The organism is Pseudoalteromonas sp. MMG033 (assembly GCF_057197785.1).
Map to the genome: position 1 here is coordinate 3,000,524 of NZ_CM170070.1, position 17,612 is coordinate 3,018,135.

Here is a 17,612-nt window from a genome sequence, read left to right on the forward strand (position 1 = left end):
CGTTTTGGGAGGGTACATGCGTTTGAAAAATACACTTAATATTATTTTGGTCGTTTTCACGGTCATGGCAATAGGTTTTTTGGCTTCGGTATCTCTCGCAAGCGAACGCGCAGTATTGGAGCAATATCAATGGCATAATAGGTTGCTCGTCATCTGTTCGAAATCTCTAGACCAGATAGATAGTCTTACGCACGCTGTAAATAACGATGAGTTAGTTGACAGGAAGCTTCGAATTTTTGTTGAGCACTCTATGAGATTATTCGAATGGCAAATAGGCGGCTCCTTGAGAAATATATCTGGGTATTCAGGTTACTGTGGCAAAGACGCTATAGGTCATGCATTTCTCATTGGGTTAGATAGCAAGGTTAAAGCGTCATTTTTGCTTTCAGATCTCTCTTTTGAGTCCATTTACGAACGAATTGATGCTATGCCTATGCGACGGCATGCGTTAATTAATAAGTAGTATGGTTAAAACCCATTACTTTTTAAGTATATTAATCAATCAAATTTGTTTTAAAAAATGCAAAAATTCTGTGGTTGAGCAGAGAGAAAAGTCAGATACCTAAGTTGCTTTATTACCAGTTTTTGAATGGGTAGAATATGGGTTAAATTAAAGCACCATTAAGATGGCGTTCCAAATTGTAGATTGTGTAGTTTCAATAACTTTTGATTAAGTTGTTGAGTTAATAATGCGGTCGAGGTGGAGCGTAAAATGAGTAATCCATGAGTATATTTAGATTGACTATTCTTGCTGTTTTGGTTGTAAGCATTGTTTGTGTTTATTTGTTTTTTAGGCCTTATTGGGTTCCTCTGTATCACAAAGTGGCTGGCAAACAGAGTGTATCAGATGTGATCAGGGAATATGGTGCAACGTCAGAGGCGAGACTACGTCCATTTTTCCAACAAGCAGGTGTTCAATATCCGCCAAAAAGCGTTACATTGCTTGCTATCAAAGGGACTGATCAACTTGAGCTATGGGCATCAAATGATGATAACCCTGTATTTATTCGAACATATCCAGTGCTTGCTGCCAGTGGGATATTAGGGCCAAAACTGCAAGAGGGTGATGAACAGGTGCCTGAAGGAATTTATAGCTTGGAGTATTTAAATCCAAATAGTGCTTTTCTTTTATCTATGAAGCTAAACTATCCAAATGACTTTGACTTAATACATGCCCACGCGGAAGGGAGAGAAGCGCCAGGAACCAATATTTTTATTCATGGTAAAGCGATGTCAGTAGGTTGTTTAGCGATGGGCGACGAAGTCATAGAGGAGCTCTTTGTGTTAACGGCAAAAATAGGCAAGGAGTCGGTGAAGGTTGCGATAGCACCTAATGATCCGAGACAACATAATATATTGCCTTTGGCCCACGGAAAGCCAAAGTGGGTTTCTGAACTCTATACAAATATCACTGATTACTTTAGCAGGTATCAACACAGCTCTTAGCTTTTAATTGATTAAAAGTAGACCACGTACCTAAAAAGGCTGATATATGTTGGCCTTAACACGCCCTGTCATTTGCTTCGATAAAAAAGAATAAATTTTCACCCTTTTTATCACTTTTGCACGTTATATCTCGGTCACAACAATAACAAGACCCAAAGGATATGAATTAAGATGAAAAAGAGTGTACTAAGTATATGTTTAGGGCTATGTGCATTTACGAGTCATGCAGATGACAAAGAGTTTGATGCAGTTTTACAGTGTCACAGTGCTGCTGATGAACCGGGGTTGATTGTCCAGTTGGTGCAATCCGATGAAGTCATATACAGCGGTGCGGCTGGTTTGGCAGACCTTAAGACAAAAAGACCGCTTAAGACAGATGATGTGATGCAGATAGGATCAGTGACAAAAATGTTCACGGCCGCTGCCATTTTAAAGTTAGCTGAAAACAACGTCTTGTCTTTGCAAGATCCGATAGGGAAGTTTATTCCTGAGATTAATCCTAAATATAGAGATTTAACGCTTTCTAGCTTATTAACCCACACATCTGGCCTATCCGATTACTTAGGCGACCCTGTCGTGAACAGTGTCTGGGGAAACTATGCATCACTTGATAAAGTGATAAAGATCATTACGAGACTGCCGCTGAGTTTTAACTCGGGCGATACACATATCTATTCTAATTTAGGCTATATCCTGTTAGGCAAAGCAATCGAAGTATCCACTGATATGCCTTATAACCAGTATATGCAAGATACATTTTTTAAGCCCTTGGGGATGGACAATACATTTGTTGTCACACAAGGGATACGTGTGAATGACGTGGTTGGATATACGACAAACTTTGATGAGCCGAAAAAGCACATTAAAGCAGAAAAATCAAAAGACAGGGCATGGAAAGTGGATCGTAGCTGGATCCACGCATCGGGCGCTATCGCATCTACTTTACAAGATATGAAGGTATGGAATAAAGCGTTGATGTCTGGGCAAGTTGTCAGTGAAAAAAGCTTGAACTTGATGACCCAAAAAGTGCGACTCAATGACAACTCAACTGCAAATTATGGTTTGGGGCTGAATGTCTATAAGCTAGGGGGAGAGATAAGTTACAACCATGCTGGTATGGTGCCTGGCTTTTTTACTTGGCATGTGTATTTGCCTGAACACGACTTGGTCGCCACCGGTATGAGTAATCAGGATAAGTACTTTCCGGGTCTTGCATTGCTTGATATGGTTGCCATTGCGCTTGAGCTGTCTCCGAAGCCGATTAAAGACCAAGACAAAATAACCTCATTGGCTGAAAAATTGGTGGGCGATTATCGTTCCATTGACTCCCAAACCCTTTCTATTACGTTTGAAAACAATCGTCTTTATTCCCAACATGAAGGAGAAGAAAAGCGTCTTATTATACCGCGAGAGAACAATGCTTACTCCTATGAATGTACTGAACATTATTTTACTTTACGGGAAAATGCTAACAAAATTAAGCTAGTGCCAACGCACCTTATCCATGGTGATCAAGCCGCATATACCAAGCTATAAATTGGTCAAAAGCATTAAATAATAAATATGTGGGTAAAACACGTGTTTTACCCTTACTCAGTAAGAGCTTTATACAAGCTTGAGTAAAGACGAGACGAACCTTGAAGAGAGTACACCAAACGTTTATCCGTTATGGAAAGTCGTGACTTTATGCTTTGTACCATTAGGTGTCCTCTATCAGTTGAGTTGATCTTGGCTTTTCTCGAGCTTATCTCCGGGGTTTTGGCAAACTGTTTTATCAATCAGTGTGTTATCGACTAAGTATGTAAGCGAAATTCTGCTTTACTCTCTTATGACTTGGTTTGTATGGTCAAGAACTAGATCAAAAAGCCACACTTTAGGGCTTGGAGTGGGGGAAGCGCTGAGTTTGGCTATTGTCATGACGTTACATGCCTTATCTACGTTATTTTGAATCTACCTAAAAGAGGGCTCTCATAGGCGTGAGGCAGCTATGAGGTGCTTTTCAAAGAAACTTTTTAACAAATTAAGTTAAAAAATAGATAATAATGCGTGATTTAGTGTATAAAATTAAAGGATAAGCTGCGCTTAGACAGAAGCCTTTGACATGACGTCTGCTCAAACAAAAAGAAAAACGACCGAACACAAGCCCACGTTGGCAAAGCAAAATTATGCACCTCGAGTAATCGGTGGCGTGCTTATGGCGGTGATGTTAGTAGGGGCGCTGTATGCCAGTCTAACACCAACCTATATTGTTTTTATCATTTTAAATTGCCTGATCTGGCCTCACTTAGCCCGCTTTCACAGTCGAGTAGTATCCGATGAAAAAGCCGCAGAATATACCAATTTGCACCTTGATGCGTTGTTTTATGGCACTTGGTTTGCCGCGGTGGGCTTTCAGGTTTGGGTGGTGTTTGCGCTGTTAATTGTCAACTCTCTCAATAGTTTAATATTAGGTGGGATCAAGCGGTTTTACAGCTGTAGCGTCAGTTTAATAGTCGGTGGCATATCAGGTGGGCTTTTATTGGGGTTTGATTTTGTTGAGCAGTCACCGCTTATAACTCAAGTCGTTGCGGCTTCAAGTATTTATTTATATTGCTGTAACGTGGGGTTTTTTAATCGAAAGTATTCAGGCCAGTTAAGACGTTCTCGCGATAAAATGCGTAAGCAAAATCAAGCATTAATAGAAGCAAAAAATAAGGCAGAGCAGGGGTCTCGTGCTAAAAGTGAGTTTTTAGCCAATATGAGTCATGAGATACGAACGCCAATGAATGGCATTTTGGGGACATTGCAGTTGCTAGAGCAAGATAACCTCGATAAAGAGTCTAAGCACCTAGTTTCAAAGGCTATGTATTCTGCAAAGTCTTTACTGACCGTTATTAACGATATATTAGATTTTTCGAAAATAGAGGCACATAAGTTGGAGTTAGAAGTGGCGCCTTTTTCGATATTAGAAACCGTAGAGTCAGTAGTCGCGGATTTAAAAAGTGCAACGCATGAGAAGTCGATCACTGTTGAAACAGACATTGAGAAGAGCTGTCATCCAATCTGGCTAGGTGACTCAGTGCGGGTTCGGCAAATTTTGCTTAATTTAGTGTCAAATGCTGTCAAGTTTACCCATGCTGGTGGTATTCAAATTGAAGTGAAAACGCTGCAGTATCAAGGACGCAACGGGCTATCTATTGTGGTGATAGATACGGGGATCGGTATGAACCAAGAGACGCAAAAGTCTATTTTCAACCGCTTTAAGCAAGCAGACTCGTCTACAACTCGAAAATATGGTGGAACGGGACTGGGTTTGGCGATTACTTCGAGTCTCGTCGATTTGATGAAAGGAGAGATCGACATTGCCAGCGAGGAAGGTAAAGGCACACAAATCGCGGTGACTTTGCCCTTGGCACAAGCTGATCCTGCTAAGGTAGGCACAAAGCCTGACAAAGATACGCTACCTGATTTCTCAAGCATTAAAGTGTTAATTGCGGAAGATAATAAAGTAAATCAACTCGTCATTGAAAAGATGTTGGAAAAAACAGGGGCGCAAGTCGATTTGGTTGAAAATGGCCGCTTAGCAGTACAGGCATTTGAAAAAGCGCACTATGATATTGTGCTGATGGATATTCAAATGCCCGAAATGGATGGGCTGGAAGCCTTTGCGCTAATTCATAAAGTAAACTCAAACGTACCCATTATAGCGCTAACCGCCAATGTAATGCCCCAAGATATTGCACATTATAAGGCATTGGGGTTTGCCGATCACATAGGTAAGCCAGTCGCGATGCATTCAATGTTCAAGGCGATTAATCGCCTGATTTGAATATTGGCTGTGAGGTCGATGATGTTGCTCGATGATATTTTAGGTGAGTCTTTAGCAATGAAAATGCAGGAGGCATGATGGTCATGCCTCCTAAGCAAATTGGAGTTAGTTGATTACCCAAGTTTGTGTTTGTTGACTGGCATCTACTTCCCAGTTGTATACCAAAGGCTCTTTCGATGTGCTGTAGAACCATATTTCTGCTTTGAGCTTCTGATCTGCATGCGGTAGCTGTATTTGTGTTGTAAAACCATTGCTGTCCAGCGGTGCTCTTAAGAAGCAGTTATCAGCGTTTGTGATACTTTCACCTTGCTTACAGATATTGATGAAAGCGCGCTCACTGACCACGTTGTCGCTTAAGGTTACCTCGACCGCCACGTTGCTTCTGAAATCAAATGCCACGTCAACATCCATACTATCCATACCTTCACCTTGAGGTTGTGCCGCTACTGTATCGCCTGTATCAGTCGTATCTTGCTCTACCGTTGTTGGCGTACTTGTACTGGTTGTCGCTGGCGCTGCTGCAGTAATGTTGCTTGAAGTTGCTGCGCTTGAATTACTTTGCCCTTCCGAGCCACCAGAACCGCCGCCACATGCTGTAAGTGCTAATGTCATTAGAGTGATAATTAACTTGTTCATGGTCTGCTCCTAGTTCTGTGATGCGCTGCTGATAGTGTATTGGTAGTTTGCGACAGGGTTTTCGAACCAAGTCACGTTATTTTGGCCTGCTGATGATGCGAACTCTGCAAATTGAGGGTATGCAATGGACATATCAACTCTTTCTTTAGGGTGTTGCCAATCGGTATCGATGATCAGTGCCCACGGTAAACCAGTACCCGTTTGGAAGTATCCATTTGTCGATGACGTATCGTCACCTTGGTCTAGGTAGCTGCTGTCAAAGGCTTCTGTTGGTGTCTGGTTTTTCAAATGCACTTCCCATCCGCGACCGTTATTGCTATCTACATATGGGCCGTGATAATGACCATTGACTGCGAAAATGAATGGGTCGAGCTTGTCCAAAGTTGCTACGCTAGCACTGTAAGTTGTGGACAATGGCAGCGTTAGTTCGAATGGAATTGGCGCGCGTTGAATATCACTACAGCCTTCTTCTGTCCGGAAGAATTTGCAGCCTTCTTGTGTCGGTACCATCTCTCTAGTGTTTGCAAAAATAACGGCAATGGCTTCGTTTCTATTTGCTTCAAGCGGACTGTTTTGCGCCTCAACGCCATCGATAGTCAACTTAATTTGTGACTCATTAACATGGTTGCGTGCTATGTCTTTAAAGCGCAGCGCAAATGCATTGTGATAGCCTGCACCAACGGCAACTAAAGCGCCTTCTACTTTATATTGCACGATTTGGTTACCAATTTGGCCAGTTGTTGCTCTGTATCTCACGACCACATCGTTGAAATCATAATCGCCTTTTTGCGGCCATAAGTCTTCAAATGCGGCCGTTTGCCAAGCCGTTGAAGACTCAATTAAGCTACTTGCAACCACTGAAACCGAAATATCTTCAACTTCGCCATTGTCTACGCCCCCTGTTGGCGCGATATCTTGGTTGTTAGACACCCTAAAGCGGGCCCATGTATTACCTTCTAAAGCATCTACAGGCACAGGAATTAACACGCGGTTTTCGCCTGCTACGCCTGACAACTCGCTAATAATGCGCTCGGAAGATTGAAATTCACCATCTTGATTCCAGTCTACCCATGCGTTGACGTAGCCGTTGGTAGACAATGTAAATGAGATGAGGGCGTCATAACCAGTTTCTATGCTTGTGACGAAACTAACGCCATCGTCATCATCTTGCGCTTTTGGCAAGTGCTCTGCACTAACACCATCGCCGAAGTAAAGGTCACCTGCGACATGACGGGCACCATTTTCAGCTAAAGAAGTGCCGTAGCTCTCTGGCGCATCACCATAGTCCATGGTTGGATCTTCACTTTCATCAATAATAGGGGCTGTTGCACAGCGTGCGCCGTCATTGGAGCCAGAGCTTGGGCCATATGCAAAAAGCTGTGTATCAGCAGGGTCTTCAATATTTACTTGATAGATATGACCGTCTTGATTTCGGCTGATGTAAAAGTTGTTATCGACATCAAAATATACGGCGCCAAAGGTGCCTGATTGGCCAACGTTGCCAAGGACAGTGCTGGCGCCAGTTGTTGTATTGATACGGTGCAAATTACCGTTGCTATCAACACTGTATGCCATGCCAGCTTCACCGTTAGGTGCAAATGCCATATCGAAAATATTTAAATTAAGGTCACCACCATTAATGACACGTGTTGCTTGTAAATAATCATTGCTTGATTCGTCAAGGGATACGCGATACAAGCCATAAGAACTCCCTTTTTTGTAGACATAATAAGCGTTTTCGTGGATTGCTACATCGCCGACGTAAAAGTTGGTGTCTGGAAAGCCAACTGTGGTTAGAGGCTCTAATGTGTAGTCGTTACCGACGCGGCCAATATCTTTACGGCTGTAATCCCAACCATAAAGATAACGGTCATGGAGGTTAAAACCAAACCCGTTAAGCTTGTTATTGGTGCCAACGTTGGGTGCAAATTCGGTGTACGCACCGGATACTAAATTAACGCCGTAAATAGCGGCTGTGTTTCCTTGCACTAAAAATGCCTTAGAAGGGCAAGTATCGAAAGGTGCTGCGTTGACGCCCGCAGACAAAAGGCACAAGCTCAATAGTTTGTATTTCATGACTTTCTCCAAGATGCAATTTTGCTGGTTTAACTGTTTGCAATCCTGATGCCAAAAATAAACTATTGAATTGTATGTGTTTTTTATGATTCATTTTTGCATTATCGCAAAATGCAAAGCATTTTTAAATCGATACTCTCATTTTAAAAATGAATTGGTGTGGCGTGAGCTAATTAAAAAAGGGAGTAGTTTTGCGAGATAAAAATGTAATGAAGTGAGAGTAAACTGTTCATTAACACACTTTTTTTGGAAGCGAGTCAAACTAGCGTGTGCTGTTTGTTCCAATTTTTGATAGTTAAATAGCCTTCAATGATATTATGAAGGCTATTAAGTGGAGTGGTTTAGTGCACTTTTTTAGCTTGTTTACGCCTTTGGATGAGCAATAAAGCAAACAAGTATAAGTTTAAGAAGCCGAGTGAGCCTCCGCTACTGCTGCCATTATCCGTTGGGGTGGGTTTACTTACTGCTACTTCAGGTGCACTGACTTTGATATCTATGTGCTCTGAGCTTGCAAGGCCAAAGGTATCGGTTACGATGAGCGAAAATGAGAGAGTTTCATTTTGCGTTACATTGGGCGCAGTAAACTCCAAGTTTTGCGCATTTTGTGGCAGTGTTATTTCTGTGCCTGAAGTTTGCGACCACTGGTAGGTTAAACTGTCATTCTCGGGATCAGAGAATTCTGAGGTGATGAGTACTTTTTCGCCTTGCTTTACCTCGAGCATGTCACTTGATAGAGCAACAATAGGCGCATTGTTTTTTGCAATGTTGACTGTTACTACAGCGACGCTTGAAGCCTCATATTCATCGGTGACGGTCACTTGATAGATTTTTTTTGTGTCTTCTGCGACTTTGTCGGCTGTCAAAGTGATTGTACTTTCTTGGCCAAGAACCTCCTGAGGTGTGTTTAACTCAATCCAGGTAAAAGTGAGCTTGTCGTCTTCAGGGTCAGACGAATCACTGGCATCTAGTGTGAACTCTAACTCACTGCGAATATCAATTTGGCTTTGTGTCACTTCGGCTATGGGGGTTTGGTTCGTAAAAGTTGTATTAAAATTATGAATTGTTACCTTATCTTCTCCAGCAGAATAGTCGTAGTCTTTGGTGTAAACTATTGCGATTTGATTTTCGCCATCATCCAACTCTATATTGACGCTTTTTAAGCTGTCTTGTAAGCCACTGTCTTTGAGGATCTCTTTGTTATTGTGAAATACCGTGACATGGTCCACATAAAATTCACTTGAGATAAGGTAGTCAAAGCTGACAGCATCAATGTGCGCATCATCAATGACAGCCATCACGTATGACTTTTGTTCAAATCCATCTAGGTTTGGATCATCAGTCTGGTCTGCAATGTCACCACTGACTAATATAGGTTCTCCAGATTCAGTGGTCTCGGTATACCAGTTTGCATCGCCTCCGGTTGACCAATCAATACTGGTTGGTGTTGATAAGTGTTGATTAAAGTTAGAGTTGGTCTCTGATGTTTTATAGTAGGTCAAAAGCTCAGGGAAATAAACGTCAGAGGGTGAGTCCATCTCAACTTCCATAAGATAGCTGCCATAAGCATGCTGATCCTTGGTTAGTACGGTAAACTGACACTCTTGTTCAGACTCTAAGGTTGAATTAGCACATGTTTGCTCAATTAATTCAGCATTTGATAAATTTAAATTTGGGTGTTCAGGATAGTTTGCAATCGCAAAGTTGGTAATACTAATAGGGTAGCTTAAAGTGTTTCTAAATGTGCCAGTAAAGGTAGAAGATGGCTGGTCTAATTTGAATGAATTGAGTGCTTTTTCATCAAACCCGAACTCTAAAGTCTTTCCTAGTCGCCACATTGAAAGGGCCGCTACATCAGCGAAAACACCAGGCTTATTTGGCGCACCACAAGCAACTCCCCAGCTGACAATACCTACTTGAACCCATTCACCTTCTCTTTTAACGACAAGGGGGCCACCGCTATCTCCATGGCAAGGGCTTTTATCTCCTTCAGGTACACCTGCACAGATCATTGACTCGGTGATGTCGCCATCGTGATGGTCTTTATCATTACAAATATCTCGGGGAACATATTGAAGGTCGACTTCATGAAGCTTTTTAGGAACATCTCCTCCATGACTGAGTCGCCCCCAACCTAATACTTTCAGAGTTTCGCCTGTAATAAGGCTTTCTCTAATCTCTTTATCTGCCAATGTGATAGGGCTGATATTTTCAACAGGTCTATCAAGCTCTAAAATTGCCATATCATTATTTTCTTGAGACCCCCAATCATATTCGTCATGCCAAAGGACTTCATGAACTCGGTATGTTTGCCATTGGGATTCATCGGTCAGATCATGCCCTTCAAATTTGACTTTAAAGTCGCTAAATGAGCCGCTTACAACACAATGTGCTGCGGTAAGTACTCTATTTTCTCCGATAAAAGAGACACCACATTTATGCTGTCCACCTTTTTGCAGGCTACCGATAAATGGGTAATTAAAGGGCTTTGTTTCACCGCCGCCGACTATATAGGGCGTAATTTGTTGCTGTGTGCTTGGCGTATGTATAGATTGTTTTGAAGCTCTATACTCTGTTGCATTACCAATGACTGAAGTGGTGGCAGTCACGACAAGAAGCAGTCCTTTCATCTTAACGCTCATGTTAAATCCTATTATCAATTAAACTAAGAATGAAAAATCAAATGTAGAAACTTGTTACGCTGATAGAGTATTACTTTTGCTTATAAAAGTATTATTTAAATTGTTATATATTGTTTTCTTATTTGACTTGTTGGCTTTTCTATAGAGAAAAGTTTTAATCTGAGTTGCTGGGTCGTCTTCATTGGCCTTGCATCTACATTTGAAATTCACATTTCTAGTGTTGAACCCCAGATACAAGAAGACTGAGTTTATGTTTCCTATATTTACAGCAGAGTACGAGCTTCATATCTTCTGTAATATTAATCAAAGTATCGTTGGGTTACACGTTGAATAATTTAGAGAATGTGAGATGTACTTAATTAAAGCATGATATTTGTATTAATCAGGCGCTCTAATAGTCATCAATATTGAATCTAGGGATATGAAATTATTTTGAGAGGGTAGGTTTAAGTAGAAGAGTTAAGCTTATGAAGGTTAAGTACATTAAGGGTCAAGTGGTTAAAAAAAGCCTTCAATAATCAATTGAAGGCTTTTAAATTTAGTGTTTTAAAGTGCTTTTTTAGCCGTTACTCTTCTGATACCTGCGATTAAAGCTATCATTAATAAGCTAAACGAGCCTAGTGAACCACTGCTTTTCTCAGCCTCAATTTTAACTGGTTCAGCTGGTTTTTCTTGTACAACTGGCGCTTTCACAGTAACGTTTATCTCTTGTGAATGAGATAAGCCAAAAACGTCTTTTACCGTCAGGACAAATGTTAAGGTTTCATCCTTAGTTACTTCTGGAGCAGTAAAACTAAGTTGATCAGTATTTTCAGGTAGTGTTACCTCCGTACCTGCTGTTTGTGTCCAAGTATATGTTAACTCATCTCCTTCAAGGTCAGAAGCTGTTGATGTAATTAGTACTTCTTCACCAACGGATACACTTTGTGTTTCGCTTGCAATGCTCAATTCAGGGGCGTTGTTTTTAGCGATAACAGCTTTAACAAGTGCACTTGTGCTTGCTCCAAAGCTATCTGTTACTGTCAGTTGATAGATCACAGTTGAATTTTGAGCTACTTTGTCAGCATTGACTGAGATTACGCTTTCATCGCCAACGATAACATCTTCTTTTGCAAGCTTTAACCATGAGAAAGCCAGTTCGTCTGACTCTGGATCTACCGATGCGCTCGCATCTAGTGTGAATTCCATTTCACTTCTAACGTGAATTGTGTCTTGTGCAAGTTCAATAATTGGCGCTTGGTTTGCGATTATATTAACGCTTACTTGTGCCGTTGAAATTGCGTCATATTCATCTTTCACTGTCACTTGGTAAGTTTTAATCGTATCTAGGTCTACTTTCTCTGCTGTCAGTGAAATAAGAGAATCCGTAGCAATAACCTCATCAGGTTGTGCTAAATCTACCCATTGAAACGTAAGTTGATCCCCATCTTTATCTAATGACATGCTCGCATCTAAAGTAAACTCAAGCTCACTCCGCACTTCAATTTCTGCTTTATCAACGCTAGCTGTAGGTGCCGCATTTTTAAACGTCGTAGAGACATTTTTTATAATGATGTTATCTGTGCCATCTGAAACAGATCCATCTTTAGTATAGTGGATTGCAATTTTATTTTGTTCGTCAGTTAATGTGACATTAATGGTTTCAAAGGGGTTATCAGTACCATTTCTAGTATTTAATGCAAGCTGCTCGCCATTGTGGAAGACAGTAATATGATCACAACACGACTCGCTGGAGATAAGATATTCAAAGCTAACCGTAGCAATATGTGGGTCATTTATTTCGGCTACGACGAAGGTTTGCTCACTGTCGTTGATATCACCACTCAATAAAGCATTCGTATCGTCATCAGTACGACCAGTGTACCAGTTGGTATCACCGCCAGTGCTCCACTGAATACTTTGTGATGATGCAAGGTGCTCATTGATATTTTCATCAAACGCAGAAGTTTTATAGTAGTTAAAATTACCAGATATAGTTTGCTTAATTGGATTGCCAAATAAAATATAAGTTGATGATCTACTGATTAATTCAAGAGACTCAGAGAGCGATAATTTAAATATAAGGGGGTCTTTCTGTGCATCTAAAGGGGGGAATTAGTTTGTGCTTATTTTAAAGTTACTATGTCAATTTCTGATTTATTCGATACTAATGTAAAATGTGTTTTGATGTGAACAGGTAGTCATTTTGAAAAAATGCCTCCATTAAAGGAGGCATTTTTAAGTTATTACTTATTTGGATGCGAATCGTCTAAACACAGCTGCAAATGCAATTAACAATAAACTGAAAGAACCTAATGAGCCACTATCATCTTTTTCCTCAGCTTTCGCAGTCTCAGTTACTGGAGCTTTCACGTCAATACTTACTTCTTGTGACTGGGATAGACCAAATGAGTCTGTTACAGTCAGTGTAAAGGTGAATGTTTTATCTTGAGTAACAGATGGTGCCGTAAACTTCAGTTCACTGCTATTTTCAGGTAATGTGATATCTGAGCCTGAAGTTTGAGACCAAGCGTAAGTGAATTCGTCGCCATCTGGGTCATTAGCTGTTGCAGTAATCACTACTTCTTCGCCAACAGAAACACTTTGTGTTTCGCTTTCTAGAGTAAATTCAGGTGCATTATTCTTGGCGATATTTACTTTTACTAGGTCTGTTGAAGCAGCTCCGAAACTGTCAGTTATGGTAAGTTGATAAATGACAGTAGTGTCTTCGATTATTTTGTCAGCTTTCGCTGTAACAACAGCTTGGTCACTGATAGTTTTGTCTTCAGCCGCAAGCTTGACCCACGTATATGTTAGCGCATCATTTTCAGGATCTAGTGAGGTGCTGGCATCAAGTACAAATTCAAGCTCACTTCTAACGTCGATAACTTTTTCTTTAAGTTCAATAACGGGTGCTTGATTTGCTTTGATGTTTACACTAACAAGTGCGGTATCAGTAGCACCAAAGCTATCAGTTACGATTAGTTGATAAATGACCGTGGTGTCTTCGATTATCTTGTCAGCTTTTGTTGTAACAAGAGCTTGGTCACTGATTATTTCATTTTCTGCTGAAAGTTTGATCCAAGTATATGTGAGTGCATCATTTTCAGGATCAACTGTGGCGCTGGCATCAAGCACATACTCAAGTTCACTTCTAACGTCGATGGTTTTTTCGCTCAGTTCAATGATTGGTGCTTTGTTTGCTTTGATATTTACAGTAATAATAGCGGTATCAGTTGCTTCGAACTCATCCGTGACAGTAACCTGATAAGTTTTTGTCGTGTCAAAGGATACTTTTTCAGCTGAGAGCGTGATATTCGCTTCATTACCTAGTACTACTTCAGGGTTGCTTGTATCAACCCACTGATAGGTGATGTTGTCGCCATCTTCATCTGCCGATTGACTAGCATCCATGACAAACTCTAATTCGCTTCGCACTTCTAACTCTGACTGCGTGATGACCGCCGTAGGGGCTTCATTCACAAATGTCGTACTAAAATTATGAATCGCAACATCATCAGTACCATTGGATACGCTAGCATCTTTATGATACTCAACAAGAATTTGATTGGTTCCTTCCTCAAGCGTGATCTCTACATTGATAGGGGCATTTTTTTCACCGCTATCAGAATGTATCTTCACACCATTGTGAGTGACATAGATAAAGTCATAGTTTGGCTCACTTGATAACGAGTAATCGAAGTTTATTGCACCAATGTGCGGGTCATCATCAATCTGTATCAGTAAGTATGACTTCTGCTCAAATTGCTCTATGGTGTTGTCCTCATTTCGGTCACTGATATCACCGCTAAATAGGGCTTTTTCTCCTGAGACGAGTTCACCAGTATACCACTTTTGGTCACCACCAGTGCTCCAAGTAATACTGTCTGAAGTTGCTAAATATTCACTGATATTTTCAGAAAAATCAGTTGTTTTTCGGAAAGTGAGGTTAGCCGGTAACTGTGAATAGAAAGGGTGGGCAACGCCAATATTGAGGGTGTATTGGCCATATTGATAGTCATCATTGGTCTGCACTGTAAAAGTACACTCTTGTTCAGATTCAAGAGGGGAAGTAGTGCAATTTTGCTCATTTAATTCAGTCACACTATTAAGGGGTGATGTGTCGGCAAGCTCGAATTTCCAGATTGTTACTAATTCATCTAAATTATTCTTAAACGGTCTGGTGATTGTTGCTGAAGGTTGGTCTGTAATGTAAGCATTTCGAGCTTGTTCATCGAAACCAAAACCGAAAGCATTTGCATATGTCCACAGTCGTAGAGGCGCAACATCAGCATAGACGCCTGGGTTGTTTGGTGCAGCACATCCGTTGCCCCAACTAACAACCCCTACTTGTACCCATTCATTATTATTTTGGATAATAAGTGGGCCGCCGCTATCACCTTGACATGAATCTTTACCACCTTCTTCAAAGCCTGCGCATATCATGGTGTCTGAAATAGAGCCATTATAGTGATTTACATCGTTACATATTTCATTGGGAACATAAGGGACATCTACTTCCCTTAGCTTTTTAGGTGCTTCGCCTCCTGAACTTAAGCGCCCCCAACCCATTACTTTAAGAGGTTCTCCAGCGGTAAGACTATCCCTAAGTTCTTGGTCAGCAAGCTTAATAGGTGAAATATTTTCGACATTACGATCAAGTTCTAAAACCGCAATGTCATTATTATATTGATATCCGAAGTTATAGTTTTCGTGCATCAAAATATTAGTCACTTGATAAGTTTGCCATTGTTCAGGAGCATCTAAATCGTGCCCTTCAAACTTAACTGTAAACCCTGATCTTGGAAAGTTCTCTACACAGTGTGATGCAGTGAGTGCTTTATTATCACCTATGAAAGAAAGTCCGCAATGGTGTCTATCGTTTAGGTGTAAGCTTCCCATAAATGGATATGAGAATGGTGTTACCTCTTCTCCCCCTACAATACGAGGAGTCGACTCTGTAGCTTGCATAGATAGACTTTTTTGATAAGCTTCCTGCTTTGGTTGTTGTTTGTCTATAGCATAACTAACTAGAGGCGTGGTTACTGAGGTAAGAAGTAGGATCCCTTGAATCTTTCCGAGCATATTAATTCCCATAATTTGAAGCTTACTCTTTTTCAGAGCGTTGTTTATTATTGTTGATTTTTGGTAAATATTGTTTGCGAGATTATTGTATATATTTATCTGTCCCAATAAAAGGGTATTTTATCTGATTTGCTCTATATTGTTTTGATGGACGTACATAAGTAGATTATGTTTGTAAAAGAGCAAATGTAATATTGCTAGTTCAGCGAATGTAACTTATCAATTCGTAAGGAGGAATAATGAAATTTGAACAACTATTAAGTCATTTTGATACAGGGATCTGCATTGACCAATTGCAGAAAGAGTCATTATTAGACCTTGCTTTATTATTTATTGGTGTTGATGGGAAAATAGACGATAGCGAAAGGCAGGTTGTCTATGAGTGGGCTAATCAGCTGCAGTGGAACTCGACAATCGCGTTAGAAGACTATTTTGAGGATAGCTTGAGTAAAGCTATTTTAGCTGTGCAGCAAAATGACATTGAGTCCTTTATTCAGCACAGGATGCACCACATTGTTGACGAGCCAATGCGTAAATTTGTCAAAGAACTTGTCATTAAAGTCATCGAGGCTGACGGTGTGGTCGACGAAGCGGAAAAGCGCGCCCTTGCAGTGTTAGAGGCGGAGCTTTGATAGGCCGATAAGGCAAAATAGCGGCAGCGTCTTGATTAGGGCTGCCTCGTTAAATTCTACGTCTATCTAGTTTCCCACTCAGGGAATGGATCAGGCAGCGTGCTCCAAAGCTGCATACCAAGTGCCATTTCTTCTTCGCTTAACAGGCAGTCATTCAGTGCTTCGATAATCGCTTGTTTATCGAGCTTTTGGCCGATAAACACCAACTCTTGACGCATGTCTCCATAGGGTTCTTCCCACATATCTTGTATCGCATCAATGTACTCTGGATCTGTCGGCCACTGTTCTTGGGGAACGGCTTTCCAAAAAAGGCCAGCGACGTCATATTGGGCCATACCGCCAGCTTGATTCCAGCTCCCTGCATACTGAGGGCGTGATGCAAGCCAAAAGAAGCCCTTGGATCGAATGAGCTTACCTTTTTTGTCTTTACTGTGTAAAAAGTCATAAAATCGTTGCGGGTGAAAAGGCTTGCGTGCGGCATATACAAAACTGCTGATACCAAACTCTTCCGTTTCTGGCACATGCTCACCACGGAGCTCTTTTAACCAGCCTGGAGCCAGCTGGGCTTTTTCAAAACTGAACTTACCCGTTGCAAGGATCTGTTTGATTGGCACTTGGCCGTTTAATACCGGTATTTGCAATGCTTCAGTATTAAGCGTACTTAAAATGCTCTGTAAACGGCGCAGCTCTGTCTCAGTAACAAGGCCGGTCTTACTGATAACAATCACATCAGCAAACTCAATTTGGTCGACTAACAAGTCGGCGACATTGCGGTGGTCGTCGTCACCTAAGCTTTCTCCCACTTCTTGTAAGTACTGGGCTTGGCCGTAGTCTTTTAAAAAGTTAAGAGCATCGACAACGGTGACCATGGTATCTAAAGTGGCAACGTTAGATAAGCTTTGGCCATTTTCATCGGTAAAGGTGAAGGTTTCAGCCACTGGGAGTGGCTCTGATATGCCTGTGGATTCAATAACGAGGTAGTCATACTTACCTTCTTTGGCGAGCTGGGTGATTTCTTCGAGTAAGTCTTCTCGTAGCGTGCAGCAGATACAGCCATTACTCATTTCGACGAGTTTTTCTTCTGCACGATTGACGCCGATTTCATTTTTAACGGTGGCGGCGTCGATATTAATTTCACTCATATCATTCACAATAACCGCAATTTTCAGCCCATCTCGATTATTGAGTATGTGGTTTAATAGGGTGGTTTTTCCCGCACCAAGAAAGCCGGAAAGTACTGTAACAGGTAATTTTGACGGTGTTTGTAACATAACTTGCTACCTTATTGTTACTTGGATAGTTGGATGAATG

Annotated in this window: 11 protein-coding genes; 5 read left to right on the forward strand and 6 right to left on the reverse strand. The window is 41.1% G+C overall.

Annotated features, from left to right (window positions below; genetic code table 11):
- The first annotated feature begins 16 nt into the window (after nucleotides 1-16).
- From AC2CZC_RS13210 to AC2CZC_RS13225, 4 genes are all read left to right on the forward strand, one after another.
- Nucleotides 17-463, forward strand: a complete 447-nt coding sequence (locus AC2CZC_RS13210) for a DUF4174 domain-containing protein (RefSeq protein ID WP_484582117.1) — start codon at nucleotides 17-19, stop codon at nucleotides 461-463.
- A 260-nt stretch (nucleotides 464-723) separates the two neighbouring features.
- Nucleotides 724-1,446: a L,D-transpeptidase family protein gene (locus tag AC2CZC_RS13215; RefSeq protein ID WP_484582118.1), complete on the forward strand. Its 723-nt coding sequence runs from the start codon at nucleotides 724-726 to the stop codon at nucleotides 1,444-1,446.
- Nucleotides 1,447-1,617: 171 nt separating this feature from the next.
- On the forward strand, nucleotides 1,618-2,982 hold the full coding sequence (locus tag AC2CZC_RS13220; RefSeq protein ID WP_484582119.1) for a serine hydrolase domain-containing protein: 1,365 nt from the start codon (nucleotides 1,618-1,620) through the stop codon (nucleotides 2,980-2,982).
- Between the two features lie 565 nt (nucleotides 2,983-3,547).
- Nucleotides 3,548-5,254: an ATP-binding protein gene (locus tag AC2CZC_RS13225; RefSeq protein ID WP_484582120.1), complete on the forward strand. Its 1,707-nt coding sequence runs from the start codon at nucleotides 3,548-3,550 to the stop codon at nucleotides 5,252-5,254.
- A 105-nt stretch (nucleotides 5,255-5,359) separates the two neighbouring features.
- Here AC2CZC_RS13225 and AC2CZC_RS13230 read toward each other — a convergent pair whose 3' ends face one another.
- The 5 genes from AC2CZC_RS13230 to AC2CZC_RS13250 all read right to left on the reverse strand — a co-directional run bounded on the left by AC2CZC_RS13230 (nucleotide 5,360) and on the right by AC2CZC_RS13250 (nucleotide 15,669).
- Nucleotides 5,360-5,890 (reverse strand): hypothetical protein, encoded by a 531-nt coding sequence (locus AC2CZC_RS13230; protein ID WP_484582121.1) that lies wholly within the window; start codon nucleotides 5,888-5,890, stop codon nucleotides 5,360-5,362.
- A 9-nt stretch (nucleotides 5,891-5,899) separates the two neighbouring features.
- Entirely contained in the window at nucleotides 5,900-7,966 is a 2,067-nt protein-coding gene (locus tag AC2CZC_RS13235; RefSeq protein WP_484582122.1) for an LruC domain-containing protein, read from the reverse strand.
- Nucleotides 7,967-8,307: 341 nt separating this feature from the next.
- On the reverse strand, nucleotides 8,308-10,605 hold the full coding sequence (locus AC2CZC_RS13240) for a serine protease (RefSeq protein ID WP_484582123.1): 2,298 nt from the start codon (nucleotides 10,603-10,605) through the stop codon (nucleotides 8,308-8,310).
- 546 nt (nucleotides 10,606-11,151) lie between these two features.
- The gene (locus AC2CZC_RS13245) at nucleotides 11,152-12,432 is read right to left on the reverse strand and encodes a PKD domain-containing protein (RefSeq protein WP_484582124.1); all 1,281 of its coding nucleotides are present in this window, start codon (nucleotides 12,430-12,432) and stop codon (nucleotides 11,152-11,154) included.
- A 402-nt stretch (nucleotides 12,433-12,834) separates the two neighbouring features.
- Nucleotides 12,835-15,669: a serine protease gene (locus AC2CZC_RS13250; protein ID WP_484582125.1), complete on the reverse strand. Its 2,835-nt coding sequence runs from the start codon at nucleotides 15,667-15,669 to the stop codon at nucleotides 12,835-12,837.
- A gap of 239 nt (nucleotides 15,670-15,908) precedes the next feature.
- Here AC2CZC_RS13250 and AC2CZC_RS13255 point away from each other — a divergent pair, with 239 nt between their 5' ends.
- Nucleotides 15,909-16,301: a tellurite resistance TerB family protein gene (locus AC2CZC_RS13255; RefSeq protein ID WP_484582126.1), complete on the forward strand. Its 393-nt coding sequence runs from the start codon at nucleotides 15,909-15,911 to the stop codon at nucleotides 16,299-16,301.
- Between the two features lie 62 nt (nucleotides 16,302-16,363).
- Here the strand turns inward: AC2CZC_RS13255 and zigA are convergent, their stop codons facing one another.
- Nucleotides 16,364-17,572: a zinc metallochaperone GTPase ZigA gene (zigA, locus tag AC2CZC_RS13260; RefSeq protein WP_484582127.1), complete on the reverse strand. Its 1,209-nt coding sequence runs from the start codon at nucleotides 17,570-17,572 to the stop codon at nucleotides 16,364-16,366.
- Nucleotides 17,573-17,612 lie beyond the last annotated feature (40 nt).